The sequence below is a fragment of the Gordonia iterans genome (genome assembly GCF_002993285.1).
Taxonomy (GTDB): domain Bacteria; phylum Actinomycetota; class Actinomycetes; order Mycobacteriales; family Mycobacteriaceae; genus Gordonia; species Gordonia iterans.
This window is the reverse complement of record NZ_CP027433.1, coordinates 2898782-2918214: the sequence shown is the minus strand read 5'-3', so window position 1 is coordinate 2918214 and position 19433 is coordinate 2898782. Positions and strand designations below refer to the sequence as shown.

Genomic DNA, 19433 nt, shown 5'->3' with positions numbered 1-19433 from the left:
TTCCAGGCTAGCCGCGCGGCGGTTTCACCGCGTCAGCCTCGTGCGGTGGCGGTGCACTGCACCGTCAGCACGCGCGGGTTGGCTCCCTTGACCTGAGTGAACGCCTTGCTGATCGCTTGGGCGCGCGTCACGCCCCAGTCCCAACCCCAGTATTGGTTCGCCTGCGACTGGGCCAGGGCCCCGCACGCGTTCTTGAACCAGATCCGGCTGATGCAGTCCGAGGCGTTGCACTTGGACACCGCGGCGCTCTCGGCGGCCGCTTGTGTCGGGTAGTTGACGGCCCAGCCGTAATTGCCGGTGCTGACCGAGAGGGCGATCGCGCCGAACTGGTCGCGCGCCGGCGGCGTGGTCGCGGTGGGGCCGGGGATGTCGAGTTCGGTAGACGTCGGCGCGGTGACGTCGGGGTCGAGTTCGCTGCTGGGCGTCGTCTGCGCGGTCGTGGTGGTCGTAGTGCTGCTGCGATCGGCGACGGCCCGGGGGTCGGACTCGTCGTCTCCGCCGAGCACGACGACGGCGGCGACGATCGCACCGATGAGGACGAGGATGCCCAGAATCGCGCCTACCACGAGGCCGGTGTTGTTCTTCTTCGGCGGCTGGGCGGGTGGGAAACCGCTCCAGGCCGGCGCGGGGGCTCCGTATGGGGGCTGGCCGCCGGGGCCGGGCGGTCCGTACTGTCCGGGCGGCGGCCCGTAGGGCCCCGGGCCGGCCGGGCCGGGGCCGCCGGGCGGCTGGGCCGGATAGCCTCCGGGACCGATGATCGCGGTCGGGTCCGCCGCGCCGGGAGCCGGTGGGGAGTCGTACGGTCCGGGCACCGGCGGGGGATCATAGGGTCCCGGTGCCGGCGGCGGGGAGGCCGACGGCTCGAAGCCCGGCGATGGCTGTCCGACGACGGTCGGGTCCCACTGGCCGGGCTCGTTCTGCGGCTGCCCGTCCGGGCCGTTCCCATTCGGCGGATTCGTCATGATCACACAGTAGACGAGCACGAGCTCGTGCGGGATCCGTAGATCTACGCAGTCACGCGGCGTTCGGGAGCGGCGGGAAAGCCGACGGGCGCCGCCGGGCGCAGCGTTCAGCGGGCATTCGGAATCAGCGTCGGAACTCGGGGATTCGACGAGTTGCCCGCGCTGTCGCCCCAGCAGTACAGGTCGCCGCCGTTCGCGGTGTTCCGGTGTTCCCCGTGATCGCACACGACAGGTCCTTGCTGGTCGCGAGGACGGCGTTGTTCAGGGGCTCGACGGGCTCGGGATCGTCGTCGCGCCCGCCGAAGGCGAAGAAGGGGTGGGATCGGCCTCAGGCGAGGCCGGGGTCCGCGGTGGACTTCGGGGCGGCGCTGACGTCGTTGATCTGGTACTTGACCGCCGCGTCCTGGGCGACGGTGCGGTCGATCGCGCCGTCGCGCGCGAGCGCGGTGAGCACCCCGACGGCGATGGAGGCCGCGTCGATGTTGAACACCCGGCGGGCCGCGGGCCGGGTGTCGGAGAACCCGAAGCCGTCCGCGCCCAGCGTGTAGTACGTACCCGGCACGTAGGCGCGGATCTGCTCCTGCACACCGCGCTGGTAGTCCGAGGCCGCCACGAACGGGCCCGAGCGCTGACTGAGCACCTCGGTCACGAACGGTGTGCGGGGCGTCCCGCCGCGCAGTTCCTCGACGTCACACGCGATGCCGTCTCGCGCCAGCTCCGTCCACGAGGTCACCGAGTACACGTCGGCCGACACACCCCAGTCGCGTGCCAGCATGTCCTGCGCCTCAAGCGCGTCGCCCATGGTGATGCCCGAGGCCAGAATCCCGGCCGAGTGCTCCAGGGGCTCCGGGGCCGGGCGGTAGAGATAGATGCCTTTGAGCAGCCCGGCCAGATCCAGGTTCTCCGGCTGCGCCGGCTGGTGGATCGGCTCGTTGTAGACGGTGATGTAGTAGTAGATCTTCTCCGGGTCGGGGCCGTACATGCGGCGCAGCCCGTCGAAGACGATGTGCGCCAGCTCGTAGGCGAAAGCCGGGTCGTAGCTGACCACGCCCGGATTGGTCGCCGCCAGCAGCGGCGAGTGGCCGTCGGCGTGCTGCAGGCCTTCGCCGGTGAGCGTCGTGCGGCCGGCCGTCGCCCCGATCACGAAGCCGTGCGTCATCTGATCGGCCGCCGCCCACAGGCCGTCCCCGGTCCGCTGGAAACCGAACATCGAGTAGAAGATGTACAGCGGGATCATCGGTTCGTTGTGCGTGGCGTACGACGTCCCCACCGCGGTGAAGGCGGCGGTGGATCCCGCCTCGTTGATGCCCTCGTGCAGGATCCGGCCGCCCTCGGCTTCCTTGTAGGCGAGCATCAGCTCGGCGTCCACGGACCGGTAGTGCTGGCCGTTCGGGTTGTAGATCTTCAGCGTCGGGAACCACGAGTCCATGCCGAAGGTGCGGGCCTCGTCCGGAATGATCGGCACGATCCGCTTGCCGATTGCCTTGTCGCGCATCAGTTCCTTGAAGATGCGCACCAGCGCCATCGTGGTCGCGACCTGCTGCTTGCCCGAACCGCCGGCCACCGCCTTGAGCGCGGCCGCGGTATCGGCCTCCAGCGGCTTGGGCGTCAGATGGCGGCGCGGCAGGAACCCGCCGAGCTCGCGTCGTCGTTCCAGCAGGTACTTGATCTCCGGCGCGTCGGGGCCGGGGTGGTAGTACGGCGGCAGGTACGGATCGGCTTCGAGATCTGCGTCCGAGATCGGGATGCGGTTGGTGTCGCGGAAGGCCTTGAGGTCGTCGAGCGTCATCTTCTTCATCTGATGCGTCGCGTTGCGGCCCTCGAAGTGCCCGCCCAGCGTGTAACCCTTGATCGTGTGCGCCAGGATCACCGTCGGCTGGCCCTTGTGCTCCAATGCGGCCTTGTAGGCGGCATAGATCTTGCGGTAGTCGTGGCCGCCGCGCTTGAGTCGCCAAATGTCGGCGTCGGAGTAGTCCTTGACCAGTTCCTTGCAGCGCGGGTCGCGGGCGAAGAAGTGCTCGCGGATGAAGCCGCCGTCGTTGGCGCGGTAGGTCTGGTAGTCGCCGTCGGACGTCTTGTTCATCAGGTTGACCAGCGCGCCCTCCTTGTCGGCGTGCAGCAGCGCGTCCCACTCGCGGCCCCACACCACCTTGATGACGTTCCAGCCCGCACCGCGGAAGAACGATTCGAGCTCCTGGATGATCTTGCCGTTGCCGCGTACCGGACCGTCGAGCCGCTGCAGGTTGCAGTTGACGACGAACGTGAGATTGTCCAGATGGTCGTTCGCGGCCACCTGGAGCAGTCCGCGCGACTCGGGCTCGTCCATCTCGCCGTCGCCCAGGAACGCCCAGACATGCTGGTCCGAGGTATCGGTGATGCCGTTGTTGTGCAGAAAGCGGTTGATGCGTGCCTGGTAGATGGCATTCATCGGGCCCAGGCCCATCGAGACGGTGGGGAACTGCCAGAATTCCGGCATCAGGCGCGGGTGCGGGTACGACGGCAAGCCGCCGCCCAGGCCGGCGTGGCTGTGCTCCTGGCGAAAGCCGTCCATCCGGTTCTCGTCGATCCGGCCCTCGAGGAAGGCCCGCGCGTAGATGCCGGGGGAGGCGTGGCCCTGGACGAAGATCTGGTCGCCCCCGCCCGGATGGTCCAGGCCGCGGAAGAAGTGGTTGAAGCCGACCTCGTACAGGGAGGCCGACGACGCGTACGTGGAGATGTGGCCGCCGACGCCGATGCCCGGACGCTGTGCCCGGTGCACCATGATCGCGGCATTCCAGCGGATCATGGCGCGGAAGCGGCGCTCCATGTCCTCGTCACCGGGGAATTCGGGCTCCAGATCGGTCGGGATGGTGTTGACGAAGTCGGTGGAGGTCAGCGACGGCAGCTGTACGCGCTTGTCGTCGGCGCGCTCGAGCATCCGCAGCATCAGATAGCGGGCGCGTTCGGGACCGGCGGCCTCGAGCATGGCGTCGAACGATTCCAGCCATTCCTCGGTCTCGCCCGGGTCGGCGTCGGCGAGGTAGGAGGCCACGCCGTCGCGGATCACCTGGACCCGGTTGGTGCTGGCGGGAGGTCCGGCGTTGACTTCGGCCTGTTCGGTCACGTTTCCACCTGTCTGTGTGTCGTTCGCGTCAGCTCTGCGGATGGTGAGCTGAGGAGGTCGCGGCCGGCCGCGGCGGGTGGTGCGGCCGACATGCCGAGCGCCGGTGAGAAGTGGGGCACCGCGGCCCCTCTATCGTGCACGATATTCAGCGCGCCGGCAGCGGTTGTGGCGGTCCGTTCGGGATCGATTCGCGTGCTGAGGGAGTGACTCGCGAGTAGGGTGCGGCACGATGTAGAGAAGGCAGGATGAGACAGGAACGTTCGACGACGAGCTAGGAGGCGACATGCGCCGTACCGCGGTGTGCGCGCTGCTGACCGTCGCGTCCGCCGTCGTGCTGGCCGGGTGCGGCGGCGAGAAGCAGGCGCCGGCCAAGGGTTCTGTCGGCGTCACCACGGTCACCACCGAGTCGCGGGAGGGTGGTGAGGCCGCGATCGCGGTGTGCCGTCAGGTGATCACCTCGGCGGGGGTGATGGTGCGCGACTACAACGCCTTCGTCACCGCGCTGAACAAGACGCAGAGCTACGCCGAACTGGGCACCGAGGCGCGCTACGCCCGCGACACGCTCGACACCGGCGCCGACGAGATCCGCAAGACACTGAGTCCGGCGGTGCCCGCCGACATCGAGCAGAAGGTGCAGAGCTTCCTCACCGCCACCGAGCAGTTGTCTGAACAGATCGCCAAGCGGCGCAAACTCGCCCTGAACAAGGCGACCGAGGAATGGTCCGACGAACGGACGGAATTGATCGACGCATGCGGTGAATTCGTGCCGACCGGAGTCACCTGAGACGGTCTGTCGTCGATAAGCACGCTCCGGTTGAGCCGGTGAACCTTTAGGCTTAGCGTCGAAGGTCGAATACACGCATTCGGGGAGTCGGCGATCGCGCCGCCCGCCGAGGAGAAACCAGGAGGTCACACCCGGTGGTACCCACCACGGACGACGGCAATGTCGGCAAGCTCGGATTCACCACAGGAATGGTGATCCAGGAATTGGGCTGGGACGACGACACCGACGACGACCTGCGGATCGCCATCGAAGACGTCATCGACGCGGAGATGCTCGACGAGGACGCGATCGACGTGATGGACGCGGTGCTGCTCTGGTGGCGTGACGACGACGGTGATCTGGTGGATGCCCTGGTCGACGCCATCGGCCCGCTCGCCGAAGGCGGCTTCATCTGGGTCGTGTCGCCCAAGACGGGCAAGGACGGTTACGTCGATCCGAGTGAGATCGCCGAGGCCGCCCCCACCGCCGGGCTGAGTCAGACCAAGGTGGTGAACCTGGGCGACTGGTCCGGGGTCCGCTTGGAGTCCCGCGCGCGCGGCAAGCGCTGATGGCCGCCCTCGAGACCGGCGCGCCCGCGCCGGAGTTCGCCCTGCGCGATCAGAACAACCAGACGGTGTCCCTTGCGGCGTTGCGCGAGAAGGGGTCGGTGCTGGTGGTTTTCTTCCCGCTGGCGTTCACCGGCACCTGCGAAGGCGAGCTCGGCCATATCCGCGACCATCTCCCGCAGTTCGACGACGAGCACCTGACGACCGTCGCCGTCTCCGTCGGCCCGCCGCCGACGCACAAAGTGTGGTCGTCCGCGCAGGGCTTCCTCTTTCCGATCCTCTCGGACTTCTGGCCGCACGGCGCGGTCGCCCGGGACTACGGCGTGTTCGACGACACGCGCGGGATCGCCAACCGGGGCACGTTCCTGGTCGGCGAGGACGGCGTGATCAAGTTCTCGGCGATGGTCGGCCCGGGCGAAGCGCGAGGCGTCCAGACATGGGAAGCGGCCCTCGCGGCGCGGTAGGGCACGCGGTCGTACGGGTTCGCCGGGAATCGGGATGCCCGACGGGGTTTGAGGTCCGCATGAGCACAACCCTTGGCCGGTGAGCCGGCCGGCGGCACAGTGGAGGTCGCTCGCGGGTGTGGCTGAGTGGCTAGGCAGCTGTCTGCAAAACAGTGCTAGGCGGGTTCGAATCCTGTCACCCGCTCTACTCGGTTATCGCTGCTGATCGGCAGGCGGTTCGACCGCCTCGACGGAGCGCAGTAGGCAGCCCTTCGGCGCCAGATCGTCGGCCGGATAGACGGTGGCCACTGCGGTCGACAGCAAACGCGCGCGCTGAGCGTTGCCGGCCGCGGTGTAGTGCACGCCGTCGGCGAACCACGCGTCGTCGGTCTCACCGGCGAGGTCGTACACGCGCAGGTTCGGATGTCGCTCGCAGGCGCGGATCAGGGCGCGGTTGAACTGCTTCATGGCGCGGTTGTTGTACGCCGGATTCTGGTTGAGCCGGTTGGTGATCACAGTCGGCCACAGCACCTGCTGGTCCTTGAGTTGATCGAGGATCAGATCGATGCGCATGTCGATCGGACCGGGGCCGCCGACCTCGATGTTCGCGGTGTCGTTGATCCCCATGTTGATCACCCAGCAGCCCTTCCAGCCGCGGTCCCGATCGGCCCGGATCGACTCCACCACGTTCGGCTCGCCGTTGAGGCGCTCGATCGACGAACGTCCGCCGACGATGTCGGTGTACACGGCGCCCGCCCCGGCGCGCCGGTACTGCTCAGTGATCCGGTCGGCCGGCACCGGCTGCATGCCGGGATCGTTCATACCGATCGACGTCGAGTCCCCGACGTGGATCACGGTGTCGCATGTGGTGCGGCGCTGCGCTGCGGCCAGGGTGGGACCGACCGGTTCGGTGGTGGGCTCGTCGGCGGTGGGATCGTCGAATTCGTCGTCGTGACCGGTCGACAGCGCCCGCACCACGGCCATATCCGGGCTCAGGGAGTGAGTGCCGAGCATCAGCATCACCGCCAGTGTCAGGACGCCGACGACGGTGCCGAACGGGCGCAGCAGTCGCCGGCGTTCGGCCGTCGGCCGCGGGTCGGGAACGACGATGCGCGGCGCGGCGCGGACGGTATCCGGCAGGTCTTCTCCCGGCTCGGGTGCCGGTGGGCTCGCGGCGGTCTCGGTCTCCGAATCAGCTCCGGCGTCCGCAACCGCTTCTGCGACCGGCTCTGCACCGGTCTCGACGGGTTCCGGCGCGACGGCGCCAGGGGCCGCCGCGAGGTGACCGGTCTCCGGCGCCTGGGTGTCGGCGTCCGACTCTCCGTCGGCGGCAGGCTCGTCCTGACCGGACTCCTCGTCGTCGTCCGGGAGTTCCGGGGCGACGCCGGGACGGGGGCTCAGCACGCCGCTCAGGTCGACGGGGTGCTCGAGGATCGGGCGGGCCTCGTGGTCGTGCGGTTCGGACGCGAAGCCGGAGACTGCGGCCGACGCGTCGGCTACCGGTGTATCCGAGGGACCGGCGGGGACACCGACGGCCGGCGGAGCGGCGCGTTCGTCAGCCCGGCCGGTGAGTACCGCGACGAAGCCGCGCCGGCGGATCGGGTCCTCGACGTACTTCCAGGACACCGTCGCCAGCAGGAGGGTGATCGCGATCGCCACGATGGACCCGAACCACGGCGAATCGGTTCGCACCGCGAGCGGCAGAAACGCGACGACGGGCATGTGCCACAGGTAGATGCCGTACGAGCGCTCGCCGATCCAGCGCAGCGGCGCCAGGCTCAGCAGCGTCGCGACCAGCGTCTGCGGTGCGACCGCTGCGGCGAGGACCGCCATGGTGGCGAGAGTGAGGGCCAGCAGACCCCACGAGTAGAGGCTCATCGAGTTGTCGTCGGTGTGCGCCACCAACAGCACGATCACCGCGAGACCCGCCAGCGCCAGCACGTCGAGCCAGCATCGCAGGCCGTGTCCGACGCGCTGCTTGCGGGCCGGCCACCAGAACGCCATCGCTGCGCCCAGGAGCAGTCCTCCCGCTCGGGTGTCAGTGCCCTCGTAAGCGCGGGTGTTGTCGAACGCCTGCTCCGCGAGGTCGTAGAGAAGCCAGAACGAGGCCAGTGCCAGGGCGACCGTCACGATCGTCAGACCGATGCGGCGCCGGATCACGAGGTACATCAGGGCCAGCAAGAGCGGCCAGATCAGATAGAACTGCTCCTCGATGGACAGCGACCACATGTGGCTCAGCGGACTGGGGCCTTCGAACCGGTCGAAGTACGAGGTGTCGGTGAAGATCGTGTACCAGTTGTTGACGTAGAACAGCGCGCTCAGCGCCTCCCACAGATACTCCACGAACTGTCGGGGCACGGTGATCGCGGCCGTCACCAGCGTCGCCAGCAGGACCAGCACCACTGCGGGCATCAGGCGGCGGAAACGCCGGATCCAGAAGGTCTTCAGACCGAGGCCGCCGGTCTTCTCCTTGGTGAAGATCAGCAGCGAGGTGATCAGGAATCCGGACAGGGTGAAGAACATCCCGACACCGAGCAGACCGCCGCCGAACCCGGGCACGCCGAGGTGGTACAGCACGACGAAGACCACCGCGAGTGCGCGGAGGCCGTCGAGTGCCGGCAGGTACGACGTTTCCTGGTGTGTGGGGCGTGGCATGCCGCCTGAGTGCTCCTCGGTTCCGCTCGGAAGGGGTGGGCGGCGGGGCCGGTGGCGGGCCGGACCGCGTGGTGCCGCAACCAACCATCGTACGACGCAGCGGCGGAGTCTTCCGTCGTCGGATCGGACGACTGCGTCGTGAGACCGGTCACCCCGTCGGCGGTGCGCCGATCGCAGCCGGGCGGAGCCTCAGGGGGTGCGGGCGCTGCGCGGCGCAGGGCCGGTTCCGCGCTGCGGGAAGGCCGTCGCCAGACCGGTGGCAAACAGCCGGTTGCGCTGGGCGAGGCCGTCGGCGTTGTAGTGAATGCCGTCGGTGAACCACGCCGGCTGTGCTTCGGCCGCGAAGTCGTACACCCGGAGGTTCGGGTAGCGCGCGGCCGCGCGCTTCAGGGCGTCGTTGAACGACGTCATGTTCGCCGCGGAGTAGCCCTTGACGGTGGCGTCGTGCGTGGCGACGGTCGGCCAGAGCACGTTTCGGCCGGGCAGTTCGGCCATCACCCGGTCGATGCGCTGATCGGCGTTCACGCTGCTGCCGACTCCGATGTTGGCGGCGTCGTTGACGCCCATCGCGATCACCCAGCACCCGTCCTTGCCGCGCGCGAGTTCGCTCTTGATGGCGTCGACGGCGTTGGGCCGGCCCTGAACCTTCTCGACGATCGAGCGGGCGCCGTCGGCGTTGAGGGTGGTGGAGGCGACGCCGACGCGGGAGTACTGGGCGCTGAGCCGGTCCGCCGGGTTCGCGAACTTGCTCGCGTCGTCGATGCCCACCGACGTGGAGTCGCCGATGTGAACCACCCGTGTGCAGGAGGTGCGCCGATCGCCGGTCGGGGGGAGCGGCGCGTCGGGGGCCTGCAGGCCTGGGATGAGCAGCGTGAAGATGCCGGGCAACTGGGAGAGCAGCTCCGAGACCTGCGGAAGGTCGTGCAGGACCTGCCCGGCGACACCCATGAGCTCGCCGGCCGGATCGGCCTGAGCGGGCGCCTCGGTGAGGGTGGAGGCGGAGCCGGCCACGGTAGCGGCGAGCAGGACCGCGACGAGCTGGCGCACAGGGGCGCGTCGTGTGCGGAGACGGTGTCCAGCCTTGGTATCAATAGTCACAATAGTTCTATTGCAACTCACTAGCCTCAGCAGTTTCAAGCCGGTGCGAGCAACGGATCGGTCACGATGCGAGGTCGCGACGATGTGTGCTGTGAGGTGGTTCGTGGGGAACCACTTCACAGCACACGTCGAGCGGGCGGGTCAGATCAGGCAGGTCAGATGAGATAGTGCAGGCTCGCCACGATCTTCTCCCCGAGACGTTCGTCGCCGGTGACGGCGACCTTCGAGGGGTCGGCGGTCGGTCGAGCGCCGATCAGGCGGGCGTACTCGACCAGGTCGACCGTCAGGGTCGTGTCGGCGGGACCGTCGAGCGCGGGGACCACGGCCGCGCGGTCCTCGACCGCGACGTGCACTGCGCGCGGCGCGACCCCGGTGAAGTCCACGGTCACGGTGCTGCCCGCGGGGGCTCCGGCGCGCTTGCCGATCACGAAGGGGAGCGAGGCGACCATCTCCTTGCGTGCGGAGGTGGCCGGGAGGACGTCGTCGGGCACTCCGAGGTTCAGCGAGTCCCGGATGTCGATCTCGTGCACCCAGCAGTCGAAGATCCGGATGCGCATGAACCGGCCGTAGGTGTCGGGACCGGCAGGGGTGAAGCTCTCGGCGTCCCACTCGCGTTCGGTCATGCCTGCGAGGGCGGTCAACCGGGTTTCGATCACTTCGTGGAAGTCGTCGATCAACTGCTGTCGGGACCGGGCGCGGTAATGGTCGACCCAGCGCTCGTTCAGCTCTCCGATCGGATTCTTCACGTGACCGAGGGCTGACACGTCGCGGAGCGCCTCGACGTCGCGGCCGGTGAGCGACCACTCGGTGCCGGTGATGTGGGCGAGGATGTCCGCGACGGTCCAGCCCGCCAGGACGGAGGGGGCGGCCCACTGGTCGTCGTCGAGCCCGGAGACCAGGGTGTCCAGAGTCGACCATTCTTCGCGAAGGGCATCGACGACGGGCTGGCGGGGAACACGAGTGACCATTGCGGCCTCCTGAGGTGGGCGGTGTCTCAACGTTAACCCCGACGGATCGGTAGCGGGGAGAGCTCTCGCATCCGATTCGCGCGTCGCGCCCGAGCCGCGGCTGCCGGACCGAATCTCGGGTGCCGGGCACTCCAGCCTCGGGTCGGCCTGGCCGACCGGACGTCAGTCGGTCGGCGCGGCGAGTCCGGCGGCGACCAGTGCCAACACGCCCTCGTAGTTGGCGTCGCCGTCGAAGGCCTGCTCGACTGGGCACTCGCCGGAGCCCGGCCCGGCCATCGCGACGTTCGCGCCGGCGAGTTCCAGGCTGACCGCGCCGTGGACGCACGACCACGTGTACATCGCCAGCTCCCGAGGATCGCCGGCACGGACCAGGCCGGCGACCTGTGCGTAGCGGATGATGTCGGCCAGCACGGCGAACGAGTGCGCGGCCGCTGCGGGATCTGGGTTGCACGTCGACGAGAACATCAGCGAATAGAGCGTCGGATTGGTGAGCGCGAAGCGGCGATAGGCGCGGCCGCTGTTCTGCAGCCGGGCCACCGGGTCGTCATCGGTCGCGGCGACCGCCCTGCCGAACTCGAGGAAGCCGTCGGTGACGACTGCGTCGAGGAGTCCGTCCTTGCCGTCGAAGTGGTTGTAGACACCCATCGGTGCGACGCCGGCTTCGGCGGCGACGGCGCGCACGGTGAGTCCAGGGGCGCCGTCGCGCTCCAGGATGCGGCGGCCCGCGGCGATCAACTGGCCGCGCACCTCGGCGGCCGGCGTGCGGGTACGTGGTTTCGACGAGGTCATGTTGACAGCCTACTAGAACGATGTTCTTCTTAAATAGAACATGGACCTATAATAATGGGTCGTAGTTCTACCGACGAATCGACGGTCCAGACCCCCTCGGGAGACCTCATGAGAAATCGATGGCTCGCACTGGCGGCCCTCTGCTTCGCCGAACTGCTGGTGATGGTCGACAACACGATCGTCAACGTCGCACTTCCGACCATGTCTCGCGACCTCGGTGCGGGCATCTCGGGCATGCAGTGGATCGTCGACGCGTACACGCTCGTCTTCGCCGGCCTGCTGCTGACCGGCGGCTACCTCGGCGACCGGTTCGGTCACCGTCGCATTCTGACCATCGGCATCGCCGGATTCGCAGCTGTATCGGTGCTGGCGGCGATGTCGCAGACGCTGGGGCAGCTGATCGCGGCCCGGGGCGGGCTCGGCGTATTCGCTGCGCTGGTGTTCCCTGCGACGCTGGCGATCGTCACCGCGGTGTTCCCGCAAGGTCGCGAGCGCGCCACCGCGGTCGGCATCTGGGCGGCGACTGCCGGTGTCGCGGTCGCGGTGGGTCCGGTGCTGGGCGGATGGCTGCTGGAGCACTTCTCCTGGGCGTCGGTGTTCTGGGTCAACCTCCCGCTCGGCGGTGCCGCACTGATCGCGGTCGGCGTGCTGGTCCCCGGAACCCGTCCGGAGTCGGTGAGCCGCTTCGACCTGCCAGGCCTGGTGATGTCCGCGCTGGGGCTCGGACTGCTGACGTACTCGGTCATCGAAGGCCCCCACCACGGCTGGACCAGTGTCCCGACGCTCGGCGGTCTCGTCGGGGCCGTCGTCGTGCTGGGACTGTTCGTGCGGCGGCAACTCGGTGTCGAGAACCCCATTCTGAACGTTCGGCTGTTCGCCAATCGCTACTTCGCGACGGCCGCCGGGATGATCAGCATCGCATTCTTCGCGCTGTTCGGGTTCATCTTCCTCATCACCCAGTTCTTCCAGGCAGTGAAGGGCTACGGCCCGCTCGAGGCCGGCCTGCGCACGCTCCCGTTCGCGGTGGTCATGGCGGTGTTCTCACCGGCCGCGATGGCGCTCTCGCAGCGCGTCGGGGTGCGGGTCGTGGCCGTGCTCGGTGCGCTGTTCATGTCCGCCGGGTTCGGGCTGGTGGAGATCGCCGACGAGGCGTCCGGCTACTGGTCGCTGATCGTCTGGTCGATGGCGCTGATGGCGGTCGGGCTGGCCTTTGTCTCCGGTCCTTGCACACAACTGATCATGGACGCGCTGACCCCGGAGCAGGCCGGTGCCGGAGCCGCAGTGAACGACACCACGCGTGAGGTCGGCGGTGCCCTGGGGGTGGCGGTGCTCGGCTCGGTCCTGACGTCGGTGTACACCACCGGCGTGCTGGACCGGCTGGTCGCCCTCGGCGTCCCGCGCGAGGTGGCCGAGTCGGCGAGCGAGTCGGTGATGGCGGGTGCGGAAGTGGCCGCGCGTGCGCCCGAGCCGGTCGCCGAGGCGTTGCTGTCGGAAGTGCAGCAGGTCTTCGTCGACGGCCTGCACGCGGCGGTGTGGGTGGCCGTGGCGGTCACGGCCGCCGCAGCGGTCGCGGCGGTGGCGCTGTTGCGCGGTTCGCGCCGCGCACCGGTGGAAGTGACGGAGGCGCCGCCTGTCATCGAGCCGGTGGGCGCGTCGTCGTGAACGGCCCGAGCCGCTTCTCGGTGCGCGCAGTAGGGATCGAACCTACGACCGCTGGTGTGTAAAACCAGTGCTCTACCGCTGAGCTATACGCGCGGGGCGGGGCGCTCGCGCGCCGACTCACTGAAAGATACCGGTCTACGGAGTGGGCCCCAAACCAAGCCTGGCTTCTGCCGTCGCGAGGGAACGAGCGAATCCGGCGCGGTCTCGCTCCTCCCTGTCCGGGGATCGGTCGTAGTAGCCGCGCTCGCGCTGCCTCTCGATGAGCGTGTCGACGGTCAGGTCGGTTCCGAAGAAGTACTCGCCGGTGCAGTACACGTAGCCCGAGGCGCTCCACAGCTCGATCTCGTTCGCCGCGCAGTACTCGGTGAGGCCCCGGGCGACGTGCCACTGGCGGCCGTCGAACCAGAAGACCCCGCTGACCGTGAGCACTGAACGAGTCCGGTCTGCCGACTCGATGTTCAGGAAGACCCCGTTCTCGGGCAGCCCGAGGACAGCGGCGCGCAGGTCGACGGGTACGCCGTCGAAGAAGCCGAGCTGCAGGTCGTAGTCGTCGTGACCGTAGACGTTGAGGTCCTCCTCATGGTCGAAGACCGTCAGCAGGATCCTCCCGTCGGGGTGGAAGAACCAGTTCGTCGATTCGCCGCCGCCGTTGGCCCACGAGAAGTGCTCGAAACCGTGGACGGTGTGCGGCGCGACGCAGAGGCATCCGTGGTCGACTGCCAACTGCTCGACGACCGCCGCGCGCCGGCGCAGTTCGTCGTACGAGAGCGAGGCCATGGCGTGCCACTGCGGCATCCAGCCGGTGAAGGGCTCCATGTTCGAGAAATCTAGCCGACCGGTACGACATGATCGGAGAAGGCATGATCGGAGGATGACCATGTCGATGCGAACCCGAATCGCCCGCCGTCTCACGGTCCTCGCCGTGGCGGCGCTGGCCGGTGGAACCCTGTTCGGCGGCGGGACGGCCCACGCCGAGCCGTATCCCGTCATCACCGACGCCGGGGTGGCGTCGGTGATCGGCGACACCAAACCGGCGGACATGTCACCGCCCGGCGCCAACGTGCGGGGCTGCCGCAGCGACAGACCGCCCGTGGTGCTGCTGCACGGCACCGCGCAGAACCAGATGTCGGCATGGCAGTACCTGGCGCCGACCCTCGCCAATCGCGGATTCTGCGTGCACAGCCTTACTTACGGCCAGACCAGCTGGAGCGGGCAGATCGGAGGCCTCGGCACACGGGAGCGGTCGGCGCGGCAGGTGGCCGCCTTCGTCGACGACGTGCTGCGCCGCAGCGGTGCTGCGCGAGTCGACCTGATCGGTTTCTCGCAGGGCAGTGCGATCGCGCAACTGTTCACCCAGTTGCCCGGTCGTGCCGGACAGGTCCGCCACCTGATCGGGCTGGGGCCGTCGAACCGCGGGACGTCGAGGATCGGCTCGATCACCGATCGGCTTCCCGCCCGCGGACCCGGCGAGAACGACTGGGGCCCACTGCATCCGAACATCCAGTACCTGATGGTGATGACCCGGCACGACATGATCGCGGCCCCGTACACCAACGGCTTTCTGCCGAGAGCCGCGAATGTCCGCAACGTCGTCGTGCAGGACGAGTGCCCCGGCGACCGCGTCGGACACGTCGGCCTCCCGTACGACAGCTGGGTCGGCGCGACGGTGAGGAACACGCTGTCGGGGAGCACAGCGAAGCCGCACTGCACGACCGGGTACCCGCTGTAGGCGCCGCGGCGGTCCGCAACGGGCGCTTCCGATCACCGCGATCGAAACGGTGTCCGGCTCCAGGTTCCCCCCGTAGGAAGGAGAGGCCCAGGTTCGTGCGAGCCGGGCTTTTCCGGACGGATCCGAGAGAGGGACGTGAGCGAATGACCGCCATCATCAACAGCCCCGCAGTACGTCAGGTCACCGCGGGCCGGGAATTCGACGTCACACTGCTCGGCCCGCGCTTCGGCGCCGAGATCAGCGGAATCGACGTCGCCACGGCAGACGACGGCCAGGTGAGGCTGCTGCGCGAAGCGCTCGTCGAGTTCAAGGTTCTGGTGCTGCGCGACCAGCACATCGACGACGAGACGCACGTCCGCCTGGCGCAGCGGCTCGGTGAGACAACCATCGGCCACCCGGTCTGGGACAGCGGGGCCGACGTCCCGGACGAGGTGTTCGCCCTGGACAGCTCCGACAACGGCTTCGCCGACGTCTGGCACACGGACGTCACCTTCATGCCGCGGCCGCCGGCCGGCTCGATCCTCCGCCCGCTGGTGCTTCCGCCCAACGGCGGCGACACCAACTGGGCCGACGGCGAGCTGGCATACGAGTCGCTCGCCGAACCGCTCCGCCGGATCGCCGACGAGCTGTACGCCTACCACGACGGCAACCGTGAGTTCGGCTACTACCTGCGGCAGCGCCGCGGCGGGGTCGGCAACCTCTGGGAGGGCGAGCAGGTGACCGAACTGACCCCGGTGCGGCACCCGGTGGTGCGCATCCACCCCGAGTCGGGACGCAAGGCGCTCTTCGTCAATCCGGGCTTCACGTCGCACATCGAAGGGGTCTCGGACGCGGAGAGCCGCGGCCTGCTCGACATCTTCTACGCGCACCTGACCAAGCCCGAGCACATCGTCCGGCACCGCTGGCGCCTGGGCGACCTGGTGTTCTGGGACAACCGGAACACGGTGCACTACGCCAACCGCGACTACCTGCCGCAGCGGCGGGTGATGCACCGGGTGACCCTGCGCGGGAACGAACCCTTCGGTCCGAGCGACTCGTGAATCTCTGAGACTATCTGCAGGGACGCGGGCAGATGCTCGCGTTCCTGACCTATCAGCACGCCTCGCTCTCGTTCCAGACGGTGCTGGTCGGCACGGTGGTCGCGATCGTGATCGCGGTGGCCGTGTATCGGCTCCCGGTCGCGGCGGCGCTCACTGTGACCTCCAGCCGGGTCGCGCTGACCATTCCGACGCTGGCGCTGCTCGCCCTGCTCATCGTTCCGTTCGGGCTCGGTGTGGTGCCGTCCTTCATCATGCTGGCGTTCTTCGCCGCCATGCCGGTGATCGGCAACGCGATCGTCGGTCTGCGGTCGGTGCCGCCGAGCCTGGTCGAGGCGGCCCGCGGGATCGGCCTGCCGCGCTGGCGGGTGCTGCTGACCGTGGAACTGCCGGTCGCGTGGCCGGTGATCCTCACCGGTATCCGGGTCTCGACGCAGATGATCGTCGGCGTCGCCGCCATCGTCGCCTATGTGCTGGGGCCCGGACTCGGCTCACTGATCTTCAACGGACTCGCCCGGCTGGGCGGCGCCAATGCCGCTGGAGATGGCCGTCACCGGAACGGTGCTGATCGTGGCCATCGCGCTCGTCTTCGACGCACTTCTCGTCCTGCTCGGACGACTGACCATTCCGAGAGGACTGACATGACCGACGGCACCCCCGGCACCGGCCCCGACATCACCGGCGCGTCCATCACGCTGCACGGCGTTCAGAAATCTTTCCGCGGTCAATCCGAGCCGGCCGTCGCCGCACTCGATCTGGAGATCGCCGCCGGCGAGGTGGTGGCCTTCGTCGGCCCGTCCGGCTGCGGCTAGACGACGACGCTGAAGATGATCAACCGCCTGATCGAGCCGACCTCCGGCCGGATCCTCATCGACGGCCGGGACGTGACGGGGGAGAACCCGGACAAGCTGCGGCAGTCGATCGGCTACGTCATCCAGTCCGGCGGACTGTTCCCGCACTGGACGGTCGAGCGTAACATCGGCGCGATCCCGCGTCTGCTCGGCTGGGACAAGAGCCGCATCGCCGAGCGCACCGAGTACCTGCTCGATCTCGTCGGCCTGGATCCGGCGGAGTTCGGCACACGGCTCCCGAAGGACATGTCCGGCGGCCAGCAGCAGCGGGTGGGCGTCGCGCGGGCCCTTGCCGCCGATCCGCCGGTGCTCCTCATGGACTAGCCCTTCGGCGCCGTCGACCCGATCACCCGAGTCCGGTTGCAGGACAGTCTGATCGAGATCCACAAGGAACTCCGCAAGACCATCGTCATCGTCACCCACGACTTCGAGGAGGCGACCAAGCTCGGCGACAAGGTGCTGATCCTGTCCAAGGGCGGACACATCGAGCAGTACGCGAGCCCCGCCGAGATCCTGGCGAGTCCGGCGAACGACTTCGTCTCCGAGTTCATCGGATCGGGCGCCACGCTGGCCCAGCTGTCGCTCACGAGGGTCAAGGACATCGACTTCGAGACGGTGACGACGGCCAGTGTCGGCGAACCGTCCGGGGCCGTCATCGCGCGGGCACGTGCGGTGGGGAGCAATTGGGTGGTCGTCGTCGACGACGCCGGGGCCCCGCTGGCCTGGCCGTCGCTGGCCGAGATCGCGGCGACCTCCGAGGTCGTGGGATTCGCCGATCCCCGACTGCCGGTGGTGGCGCCGTCGTCGACGCTGAACGACGCACTCGATCAGATGCTGGCTGCCAGCCAGGGCGGAGCTCTCGTCGCCGCGCCGGGCGGGCGGCTCCTCGGCTGGCTGCGCATCGGGACGATCATGGAGGTGATCCGCGGGCAGCTCGACGCGGCCAACCCAGACGAGCCCGGCTACGTGGAGTACGCCGAGGCCGAGGCGGATTCCGGGGGAACACCGTGAGCGCCCCGGTGATCGACGGGACCCCGGACCCCGCCGACGGCCCCGAGTCGCTGCTCCCGGCCTCGCCGACGGGAACGAGGAAGGGCCGGCTCCGGCGGTTGCCGGTGGACGTGTGGTTCGAGCCGCTGGTGATCGTCGTGGTCGCGGCGGTGTTCGTCACCTGGTACACGCTGACCGAGTTCACGGCGAACGAACTCGCCCAGCTCGAATGGTCGGTACTCGCGACGACGATCCGCGCTCACATCGAGCTGACGGTCACCGCTGCCGTGATCGTCCTGGTGATCGCGATTCCGCTCGGCGTGATCCTGACCAGGCCGCGACTCCAGCGGCTGACCCCGGTCGCCGTGGGGATCGCCAACATCGGCCAGGCCGCTCCGGCCGTCGGCCTGCTGGTCTTGTTCACGTTCGCCTTCGGCACCGGTTTCCGCACCGCGGTGATCGGGCTCGTCGTCTACGCGGTGCTGCCGATCCTGCAGAACACGATCGTGGGTCTGCGCCAAGTGGACGAGCGGGTCGTGGAGGCCGCGCGCGGCATCGGATTCTCCGGTGTCCGGACGCTGTTCCAGGTGGAGCTGCCGCTGGCGGTGCCGGTGATCCTCAACGGCGTGCGTACCGCGCTGGTGATCCTCGTCGGCACGGCCACGCTGAGCACCTTCATCGGGGCCACCAGCCTGGGCACTCTGATCACCACCGGAATCACGCTGTTCCGGCCGAACCTGCTGATCGCCGGCGCCGTCTTGGTCGCGCTGCTCGCGATGATCATCGACTGGCTCGGCCGGCTGGTCGAGCTCGCGGCCACGCCGAGGGGGCTGGCATGAGGAGATCGATCGCGGCTCTGGTGCTGTCCGTCGTCGTCGCACTGGGTCTGGCCGGCTGCGGCCTGGTCAGTTCGTCGGGAACCCTGCGGAGCGCGAAGCTTCCCGACGGGGAGCGACCGCTCGACGGCGCCCAGATCACGGTGACGTCGAAGGCCTTCACCGAGCAGGTGATCCTCGGCAAGATCGCCGCCACCTATCTGGCGGCGGCCGGCGCCGACGTCACCGACATGACCGGTGCGCCCGGCGCGGCCTCGTCGCGCCAGGCGCAGCTCAACGGCGACACGGACCTGCAGTGGGAGTACACCGGCACCGGTTGGGTGATCTACCACGAGAAGTCCGAATCGATCAGCGACCCGCAGCAGTTGTGGCAGGCCGTGCACGACATCGAGCTCTCGGCGAATCAGCTGGTCTGGCTGCCGCCGTCGGACATCAACAACACGTACGCCTTCGCGGCCTCACCGGAGACCGCGGCACGGTTGGGCACCACGACGCTGTCCGACGTCGCCGCGCTTCCGGTCGCCGACCGGACGTTCTGCGTCGACGACGAGTTCTTCAGCCGCTCGGACGGGTTCCTTCCCATGCTGGAGGCGTACGGCATCCCGTTCAACACCCCGGACGGCGTGCCGCAGGGCAACGTGACCCGGATGGATTCCGGCGTCATCTACACGTCGACGGCGGGCGCCAGCCCCTGCAACTTCGGGATGGTCTTCTCCACTGACGGCCGGATCCCGAACCTGAACCTCCAGATCATGGAGGACGACCGGACGTTCTTTCTGCCCTACAGCGGAAGTGTCGTGGTCCGCGCGGAGGTCCTCGACCGGTACCCGGAGATCCAGGAGTTGATGGCGAACGTGTCGTCCAGGCTCAACGACGACGTGGTGCGCGATCTCAACCGGCGGGTGGACATCGACGGGGAGGAGCCGGCCGACGTCGCCTACGACTGGCTGATCTCGGAAGGCCTGGTGGTGCCGGGCTGAC

General features: G+C 68.7%; 15 protein-coding genes, 2 tRNA genes and 2 pseudogenes. 11 read left to right on the top strand and 8 right to left on the bottom strand.

The window, feature by feature from the left end; all coding sequences use genetic code 11:
* Window positions 1–32: 32 nt before the first annotated feature.
* Entirely contained in the window at window positions 33–962 is a 930-nt protein-coding gene (locus C6V83_RS13375) for a DUF4189 domain-containing protein (protein WP_159067518.1), read from the bottom strand.
* 328 nt (window positions 963–1290) lie between these two features.
* Entirely contained in the window at window positions 1291–4065 is a 2775-nt protein-coding gene (gene aceE / locus C6V83_RS13370; protein WP_105942806.1) for a pyruvate dehydrogenase (acetyl-transferring), homodimeric type, read from the bottom strand.
* Window positions 4066–4348: 283 nt separating this feature from the next.
* On the opposite strand from aceE, the gene C6V83_RS13365 reads away from it, so the two are divergent.
* The 4 genes from C6V83_RS13365 to C6V83_RS13350 all read left to right on the top strand — a co-directional run bounded on the left by C6V83_RS13365 (window position 4349) and on the right by C6V83_RS13350 (window position 6042).
* Window positions 4349–4849: a hypothetical protein gene (locus C6V83_RS13365; protein WP_105942805.1), complete on the top strand. Its 501-nt coding sequence runs from the start codon at window positions 4349–4351 to the stop codon at window positions 4847–4849.
* A gap of 134 nt (window positions 4850–4983) precedes the next feature.
* Window positions 4984–5397 carry a DUF3052 domain-containing protein gene (locus tag C6V83_RS13360; RefSeq protein WP_105942804.1) on the top strand — a complete coding sequence of 138 codons (414 nt, stop codon included), beginning with the start codon at window positions 4984–4986 and terminating at the stop codon, window positions 5395–5397.
* Window positions 5397–5858, top strand: coding sequence for a peroxiredoxin (locus C6V83_RS13355; RefSeq protein WP_105942803.1), 462 nt, complete (start codon window positions 5397–5399; stop codon window positions 5856–5858). The genes C6V83_RS13360 and C6V83_RS13355 overlap by 1 nt, the downstream gene beginning before the upstream one ends.
* Before the next feature lie 112 nt (window positions 5859–5970).
* A tRNA-Cys gene (locus C6V83_RS13350) sits at window positions 5971–6042 on the top strand.
* An 8-nt stretch (window positions 6043–6050) separates the two neighbouring features.
* On the opposite strand, the gene C6V83_RS13345 is transcribed toward C6V83_RS13350, so the two are convergent.
* The 4 genes from C6V83_RS13345 to C6V83_RS13330 form a co-directional block, all read right to left on the bottom strand.
* A complete protein-coding gene (locus tag C6V83_RS13345) occupies window positions 6051–8492 on the bottom strand; it encodes an acyltransferase family protein (RefSeq protein WP_105942802.1) in 2442 nt (813 codons plus the stop codon).
* Window positions 8493–8681: 189 nt separating this feature from the next.
* The gene (locus C6V83_RS13340) at window positions 8682–9539 is read right to left on the bottom strand and encodes a GDSL-type esterase/lipase family protein (protein ID WP_234353729.1); all 858 of its coding nucleotides are present in this window, start codon (window positions 9537–9539) and stop codon (window positions 8682–8684) included.
* 206 nt (window positions 9540–9745) lie between these two features.
* Complete coding sequence (locus tag C6V83_RS13335; RefSeq protein WP_105942801.1) at window positions 9746–10558, bottom strand: maleylpyruvate isomerase family mycothiol-dependent enzyme; 813 nt, start codon at window positions 10556–10558, stop codon at window positions 9746–9748.
* A gap of 162 nt (window positions 10559–10720) precedes the next feature.
* The gene (locus C6V83_RS13330; protein ID WP_105942800.1) at window positions 10721–11347 is read right to left on the bottom strand and encodes a TetR/AcrR family transcriptional regulator; all 627 of its coding nucleotides are present in this window, start codon (window positions 11345–11347) and stop codon (window positions 10721–10723) included.
* Between the two features lie 108 nt (window positions 11348–11455).
* Between C6V83_RS13330 and C6V83_RS13325 the strand changes: the two genes are divergently transcribed.
* Window positions 11456–13009: a DHA2 family efflux MFS transporter permease subunit gene (locus tag C6V83_RS13325; RefSeq protein WP_105942799.1), complete on the top strand. Its 1554-nt coding sequence runs from the start codon at window positions 11456–11458 to the stop codon at window positions 13007–13009.
* Between the two features lie 21 nt (window positions 13010–13030).
* Here the strand turns inward: C6V83_RS13325 and C6V83_RS13320 are convergent.
* Both C6V83_RS13320 and C6V83_RS13315 read right to left on the bottom strand, forming a co-directional pair.
* Window positions 13031–13102: transfer RNA gene (locus tag C6V83_RS13320), tRNA-Val, on the bottom strand.
* A gap of 42 nt (window positions 13103–13144) precedes the next feature.
* A complete protein-coding gene (locus C6V83_RS13315; RefSeq protein ID WP_105942798.1) occupies window positions 13145–13825 on the bottom strand; it encodes a hypothetical protein in 681 nt (226 codons plus the stop codon).
* A gap of 67 nt (window positions 13826–13892) precedes the next feature.
* On the opposite strand from C6V83_RS13315, the gene C6V83_RS13310 reads away from it, so the two are divergent.
* From C6V83_RS13310 to C6V83_RS13285, 6 genes and pseudogenes are all read left to right on the top strand, one after another.
* Window positions 13893–14738, top strand: a complete 846-nt coding sequence (locus C6V83_RS13310; RefSeq protein ID WP_234353728.1) for an esterase/lipase family protein — start codon at window positions 13893–13895, stop codon at window positions 14736–14738.
* Between the two features lie 143 nt (window positions 14739–14881).
* Window positions 14882–15778 (top strand): TauD/TfdA dioxygenase family protein, encoded by an 897-nt coding sequence (locus C6V83_RS13305; RefSeq protein ID WP_105942797.1) that lies wholly within the window; start codon window positions 14882–14884, stop codon window positions 15776–15778.
* A 32-nt stretch (window positions 15779–15810) separates the two neighbouring features.
* Window positions 15811–16420 (top strand): annotated as a pseudogene (locus C6V83_RS13300) (ABC transporter permease).
* Window positions 16417–17637 (top strand): annotated as a pseudogene (locus tag C6V83_RS13295) (ABC transporter ATP-binding protein). Before C6V83_RS13300 ends, C6V83_RS13295 begins: the two co-directional pseudogenes overlap by 4 nt.
* A gap of 50 nt (window positions 17638–17687) precedes the next feature.
* On the top strand, window positions 17688–18455 hold the full coding sequence (locus tag C6V83_RS13290) for an ABC transporter permease (protein ID WP_199832660.1): 768 nt from the start codon (window positions 17688–17690) through the stop codon (window positions 18453–18455).
* Window positions 18452–19432 (top strand): glycine betaine ABC transporter substrate-binding protein, encoded by a 981-nt coding sequence (locus C6V83_RS13285; protein WP_105942796.1) that lies wholly within the window; start codon window positions 18452–18454, stop codon window positions 19430–19432. Before C6V83_RS13290 ends, C6V83_RS13285 begins: the two co-directional genes overlap by 4 nt.
* Window position 19433 lies beyond the last annotated feature (1 nt).